Annotated in this window: 5 protein-coding genes and 1 rRNA gene; all 6 read left to right on the top strand. The window is 39.9% G+C overall.

The genetic code is table 11. The features are described 5' to 3' along the window. Nucleotides 1–108: ribosomal RNA gene (gene rrf / locus FTU79_RS08050) — 5S ribosomal RNA — on the top strand; the annotation flags it as partial. A gap of 602 nt (nt 109–710) precedes the next feature. Continuing rightward, nucleotides 711–2,084 (top strand): MFS transporter, encoded by a 1,374-nt coding sequence (locus FTU79_RS08045; RefSeq protein ID WP_180049587.1) that lies wholly within the window; start codon nt 711–713, stop codon nt 2,082–2,084. A gap of 360 nt (nt 2,085–2,444) precedes the next feature. After that, nucleotides 2,445–3,890, top strand: coding sequence for an aldehyde dehydrogenase family protein (locus FTU79_RS08040; RefSeq protein WP_180049585.1), 1,446 nt, complete (start codon nt 2,445–2,447; stop codon nt 3,888–3,890). A 117-nt stretch (nt 3,891–4,007) separates the two neighbouring features. Then, a complete protein-coding gene (locus tag FTU79_RS08035) occupies nt 4,008–4,538 on the top strand; it encodes a DUF1287 domain-containing protein (protein WP_373685453.1) in 531 nt (176 codons plus the stop codon). Between the two features lie 367 nt (nt 4,539–4,905). Beyond that, nucleotides 4,906–6,390 (top strand): sodium-dependent transporter, encoded by a 1,485-nt coding sequence (locus tag FTU79_RS08030; protein WP_111885142.1) that lies wholly within the window; start codon nt 4,906–4,908, stop codon nt 6,388–6,390. 1 nt (nt 6,391) lies between these two features. Then, entirely contained in the window at nt 6,392–6,499 is a 108-nt protein-coding gene (locus FTU79_RS08025; RefSeq protein WP_078194501.1) for a methionine/alanine import family NSS transporter small subunit, read from the top strand. Nucleotides 6,500–6,566: the final 67 nt, after the last annotated feature.

Genomic DNA, 6,566 nt, shown 5'->3' with positions numbered 1-6,566 from the left:
ACAATAGCAAGAGTGAACCACCTGATCCCTTCCCGAACTCAGAAGTGAAACCTCTTAGCGCTGATGGTAGTGTGGGGTTACCCATGTGAGAGTAAGTCATCGCCAGCTCATTATTCGAAACACCCCCTGATATCTCAGGGGGTGTTTTTTTATGCAAGGAGAAAAAAGGAAAAAGGGAAAAGGAGAAAAATATAGATAAATTGATGCTTGAATCATCTAAACATGGGTGATTATTAGACAATCAATGCATTCAAAAAATCATCAATTTAAGGAATTCTCAGCTTTAAATGCCGTAAAACCTGAATGTAAGTAAGCCAAAACAACCGTTTAAATGCCTAATTATCGACTTAAGTGATGCTTGATGACTTATGATTTAGAAATCTACGACTTAGATCGTAGAGCTGCGATTTTTTTCTATAAAATTTGAGTTTTATTCTGACAATTTTCATATCAAATAATCTATCGTCTGATTGTGATTTAGCTTCTAATAACACATTGATAATTAATCATTATAAAAACTAGACCCGCAGTCCATCGACTTTTTTATGTATAAATATTTCAAAAATATTCGAGTTTTTATGACATTTTATTCCCAAACAACATGGATATATCTGAAAGGTATGGGTCTATACCTTTGTAATTTTGGACAATTTACAGTCAAAAACGGCATTGTAGCGAAAAATAAAACTCACAATTGGAGGTGAGGTTCAATGTCTACAAGCACAATGAATGTGAATAGCGTTGTTGATAACGCTAAGTTCACAAAATCGCATTTCAGCATCATGATGTGGTGTCTAATTCTTATTTTATTTGATGGTTACGACTTAGCGATCAATGGTGTTGCGCTGCCTTTATTGATGAAAGATTGGGGATTAACAGCTGTTCAGGCAGGTATGCTAGCGAGTACAGCACTTGCAGGAATGATGTTTGGTGCCATGATGTTTGGTACTTTGGCTGATAAGATTGGCCGTAAAAAAGTTATCATGATTTGTGTATTTTTATTCAGTACATTCACATTTTTAGGTGGTTTTGCTTCAAATCCTACGGAATTTGGTGCTTTACGTTTTATTGCTGGACTTGGTATTGGTGGGGTATTACCGAACCTTGTGGCATTGACTTCGGAATATGCACCTAAGCATCTACGCAGTACTTTAGTGACAACTATGTTCAGTGGTTATGCAATGGGTGGCATCATGGCGGCTCTATTTGGTTCATGGTTTACTGCGGATTATGGCTGGCAAATCATGTTCTTCATTGCGGGTATTCCACTGTTACTGCTGCCATTTGCTTGGAAGTTTTTACCTGAATCGCTCACATTTTTGGTGAAGGTGAATCGTCACGATGAAGCACGTCGTATGATTCAAACCATTGCACCTGAGCAAACGGTGACTGCAAATACTCAACTGGAACTGACTGAAGTTGCGGTTCCGGGTGGAACGTCTGTTAAAGCGTTGTATAAGCAAGGTCGTGGCGTAAGTACGATGTTGTTTTGGCTGTGTTTCTTTATGTGTCTATTAACCCTTTATGCATTAGGCAGTTGGTTACCAAAACTAATGATGGCCGCAGGTTATTCATTAGGTAGCAGTTTGACCTTCCTATTGGCGATGAATATTGGTGCGGTGATTGGTACGATTGGCGGCGGTATTTTAGCTGACAAATTCCATTTAAAACCGGTGATCATTACATTATGTCTCGCAGGTGCTGTGGCACTATCGTTACTCGGCTTTAATTCACCACAGCCTGTGATCTATCTTTTGGTTGCTGTCGCAGGTGCATCGGCAATTGGTTCGCAAATCTTGCTGTATAGCTATGTTGCACAGTACTATCCGTTGTCTGTACGTTCGACAGGTATTGGATGGGCATCTGCAGTCGGTCGTACAGGTGCGATTGTTGGCCCGATTCTGATCGGCTATTTATTATCACAAGAATTGCCACATCAAATTAACTTTATGGCCGTGGGAATTCCAGTAGTCATCGCAGCGATTGCAGTGTTCTTTATTCGCAAAGCGCAAACGGATGAAGAGGTTGCCGCTTTAGAAAATGTGAATAAGGCTTCAGTGAAAACACAGCGTTCGTATAGCTAAAACATAGATTTAAAAAGCCCGTCATTTGATGGGCTTTTTTATGTTGTACTCATAATTCTTATCATTGAATTTAGGTTGAATAATTTATTAAAAAATTGATAAATAATGAGATTTTTTTATTTTACACACCTTTTCTAATTTAATTTCATTGTTATATAGAGACTCGATCATACGTTTTTCAGTACAAGCCGAGATCTGAAAATAGGGGATGAAGTTCAGGGCGTATAAGTAATCAAGTTTGAGGCTTGTGGTTCATTTTGTTACTTAAATATAGTGAACTCTGTGCTCAGTCAGCGCATGATAGAGGCATAGATTTATTCACATTTATCAATAATGTCTCAAGATCATGGAAATATCGTCATGTCCAAAGCCGTACAAGATATAAAAGATTATCCGCTCTATGTTGCAGGTAAAGCAGCGACTACCGATCAGTGGTTAGAAGTGAATCAAAAATATACCCAAGACGTATATGCACGCGTTGCACTCGCAGATGCTGCAACCATTGAAAAAGCCATTGATTCAGCGGTTAAATCTAGCGCTGCAATGGCGGCATTGGAACCTTTTCAAAAACAAAAAATCTTACTACACTGTGTTAAACGTTTTAATGAAATGCGTGCAGAATTGACTGAAATTTTAATTGCGGAAGGTGGAAAACCGCGTAAAGCCGCAGCTGCTGAAGTTGAACGTTTAATCAATACCTTTCAAATTGCTGCCGATGCTGTCACACAGATGGATGATGGTCGCATGATCCCATTGGCGGTTACCGCAGCAGCATCTGGATATCAAGGTATGGTTAAACATGTGCCAATTGGTCCTGTATCGTTGATCAGCCCGTTTAATTTTCCGATCAATCTGACTGCGCATAAAATTGCACCTGCCATTGCTGCAGGCTGTCCATTTGTGTTGAAGCCTGCAAGTTTGACGCCTATTTCAGCTTTAAAAATTGCGGAAGTTTTAGCAGAAACAGATCTACCTAAAGGTGCCTTTTCGGTTTTACCTTGTCCACGTGAACATGCAGATGTATTGGTCACTGACGACCGATTTAAACTGCTCAGCTTTACCGGTTCCGATGTTGTGGGGTGGGATATGAAAGCGCGTGCGGGACGTAAAAAAGTGACTTTGGAACTCGGTGGCAACGCTGCGGTATTGGTTGAGCCTGATACGGAAATTTCAGCGGCATTTATTGAGCGCTTAGTCGGTGGGGCGTATAACCACGCAGGGCAGGTATGTATCAGCGTACAACGCATCTTGGTGCATGCCGATATCTATGCCGATGTGAAGAAAAAACTTGTGGCGAGAATGAAGCAGCTTAAAGCGGCTGATCCTCAGTTGGAAAGCACCATGGTCGGTCCAATGATTAAGGAAGCGGAAGCAACACGCGTGCATAAATGGGTCGATAAAGCAGTAAAAAAAGGTGCTAAAGCATTGGTTCGTGGTGAACATCAGGGGGCTTTGCTCGATCCAATTTTATTGGAAAATGTCGATGAATCACTAGAAGTGTATAAAGATGAAATCTTTGGCCCTGTAGCGATTTTAGAGAAATACAAAAATTTTGAAAAAGGCATCGCCAAAATTAATAGCAGCCGTTTTGGTTTACAAGCGGGCGTCTATACGCAAAATTTGAATAAAATGCTGTATGCGTGGAATCACTTAGATGTCGGTGGAGTGATTATTAATGACATTCCATCTTTCCGTGTCGATAACATGCCTTATGGTGGCGTAAAAGATTCTGGCTTAGGCCGTGAAGGAATTCAGTCTGCCATTCGAGATATGCAAGAAGAACGCGTATTGGCGATAAAATTGTAGCCGTTTAAACATGGGCTTGGTTTAGCATGGATCTGTTCGAAGCCCAGTTTTTGAATCATTTCAAAAAATCTAAAGTGAATAAGAAAAATGAAACGAATTTTATTATTGGTCAGTTTGATGACCGTGAATATGGCTGTCTTTGCCTTTAACGCCACTCAAATGGTGACGGATGCACGCAGTCAAATTGGGAAAACCTTATATTATGATCCTGCGTATACTGCACTGCGTTATCCAATGGGAGATGTCCCTTTAATCAAGGGTGTTTGTACCGACGTGGTAATTCGTGCATTACGACAGCAAGGGATTGATTTACAACAAACCATTCATGAAGATATGAAAGCCAATTTTAAGCAGTATCCACAAAAATGGGGCTTAAAAGGAACCGATAAAAATATTGATCATCGGCGTGTTCCCAATATTCAAACATGGATGCAACGTCAGGGTTATGTTGTCAAAGATAAGCAGTATTTGGCAGGAGATATTGTCACTTGGGACTTAGGACGTGGTTTAGTGCATATCGGCGTGGTTTCAGATCGTAAAGTGAAAGCTAGCGATGTTCCGCTCATCATCCATAATATTGGAGAGGGCACACAGGAAGAAGATATTTTACATGCCTATCAAATTACCGGACATTATCGAGTGAAATAACTTTAAAAATTTAATTGGAAATAAGATATTCCTAAAAGTTATATTATTGATAACTTAAATTGTATGAAAAATAAGCTGATTAAATGAACATTTAAGCCTAAACACATTATAAAAATGGAATATTTGCCGTAGAAATTACAGAAAAACTTAAAAAAAGTGAGTATTGTTAATTCATACAAAGGGAAAGTTATTTGTGGTGTTTTTAACCAAAATGCGCATGTGATTTTTCTGTTTGCAATTTGGTATAGACGCTCACAAGGTATCTCACCAGATCAAACACCCAGAATTTTATTTTTATGGTTCTTTTTTTGCTCGCGATATAACCATAACAAGCAGCAGTTAAAGATGCCTGAGGTTTAGGTGTTCTATGTCAGATAATCGTGAAAACTGGTCGGCACGATCAGGATTTATCATTGCCGCTATTGGTTCCGCTGTAGGTTTGGGAAACATTTGGCGTTTCCCTTACGTAGCATATGAAAATGGTGGCGGTGCATTTTTAATTCCCTATTTAATTGCAATTTTTGCAGCGGGTTTGCCTTTATTATTCTTAGATTATGCAGTGGGGCATAAATTCCGAAAAGCACCGCCTACTGCATATAAAAAACTTATGAACAGTGAGGCATTAGGCTGGTGGCAAGTGATGGTGACACTCATCATCGGGATCTACTATGCCAGCGTATTGTCATGGGCCGGCAGTTATATTTTCTACTCAATTGGTCAAAAATGGGGTGAAGATACGCAAGGCTTCTTCTTTAATACCTACTTGCAAAATGCCGATGGAATTGCCTTTGGTTTTGTACCGACCTTATTTTTTGGATTGGTGATTGTTTGGGCGATTACCATGTTCATTTTATATGGTGGTGTGAAGAAGGGTGTAGAGCTTTCGAATAAAATCTTTATTCCATTGTTGGTGATTTTGTTCTCGATTTTGGTGATTCAAGCAGTGCGTTTACCGGGTGCTACAGAAGGTTTAAATGCATTCTTTACGCCAAACTGGGATGCGATGACTGACTATAAAGTATGGTTAGCAGCCTTTGGTCATATCTTCTTCTCGTTATCGATTGGTTTCGGGATTATGTTGACCTATGCGTCTTACTTAAAAGCAAAAACCAACTTGACCGGTTCAGGTGTAGTCGTTGCATTAGCCAACTCATCATTTGAAATTTTAGCGGGTATTGGTATTTTTGCGGCATTGGGCTTTATGGCACATAGTGCGGGCGTACCTGTAAATGAAGTGGTTTCAGGCGGTATTGGTCTTGCGTTTATTGCTTTCCCGAAAATCATTTCTAGCTTAGGTGCTGGCGGCGATTTATTTGGTTTCTTGTTCTTCTCGTCACTGGCTGTAGCAGGGATCACCTCAATGGTGAGTATTTTGGAAGTGCCAATTGCGTCGTTCCAAGATAAATTCGGCTGGTCACGTAAAAAAGCTGTAACGATTGTTGCGGGTGGTTCTGCCATTGTATCGACCTTAATTTTCTCAACCCACAGTGCGATTACTTTCGTTGACATCATTGACTACTTTGCCAATAACATTGGTATCGTGGCGGGTGGTTTGTTCTCGATTATCTTGGTGTCGTGGTTCCGTCGTCCATTGCTTGCGCAATTACGTGATCATGTGAATCAATATTCAAGTATCAAATTGGGCTTTGGTTGGAACTTCTTATTAACGGTTGTTACTCCGCTTTCATTATTAGTAGCTTTAGGATTAACCATTAAAGACGTTGCATCTAAAGGCTATGGTGGTTATCCAGTTGACGTGTTATTGCCTGTAGCCGGTTTAGTCATTGCGATCTTTGTGCTTGGTGCCATTGTATTTAGTTGCATGAAAGACAAAAACCCTGAGGAGAAATAACATGAATACATCTGCATTAATCATGATGATCATTTCAATGGTTTTACTTTGGGGCGGCTTGATCTTAGCGTCGATCCATTTAGCAAAACATCCAGATGAAGAAGATTAAGCTTCATCGTTGATAAAAAAGGAACCCGAGGGTTCCTTTTTTATGTGGTACTAAAAAGCAAATTCTA

It is taken from the genome of Acinetobacter sp. YH12144 (genome assembly GCF_013418345.1).
Taxonomy (GTDB): domain Bacteria; phylum Pseudomonadota; class Gammaproteobacteria; order Pseudomonadales; family Moraxellaceae; genus Acinetobacter; species Acinetobacter amyesii.
This window is presented reverse-complemented; position numbering and strand designations above follow the sequence as displayed.

Excerpts from the sequence above, each read along its gene's own strand:
- FTU79_RS08045 (WP_180049587.1), top strand. The coding sequence starts at position 711 with ATGTCTACAAGCACAATGAATGTGAATAGCGTTGTTGATAACGCTAAG.
- FTU79_RS08040 (WP_180049585.1), top strand. The coding sequence starts at position 2,445 with ATGTCCAAAGCCGTACAAGATATAAAAGATTATCCGCTCTATGTTGCA.
- FTU79_RS08035 (WP_373685453.1), top strand. The coding sequence starts at position 4,008 with ATGACCGTGAATATGGCTGTCTTTGCCTTTAACGCCACTCAAATGGTG.
- FTU79_RS08030 (WP_111885142.1), top strand. The coding sequence starts at position 4,906 with ATGTCAGATAATCGTGAAAACTGGTCGGCACGATCAGGATTTATCATT.
- FTU79_RS08025 (WP_078194501.1), top strand. The coding sequence starts at position 6,392 with ATGAATACATCTGCATTAATCATGATGATCATTTCAATGGTTTTACTT.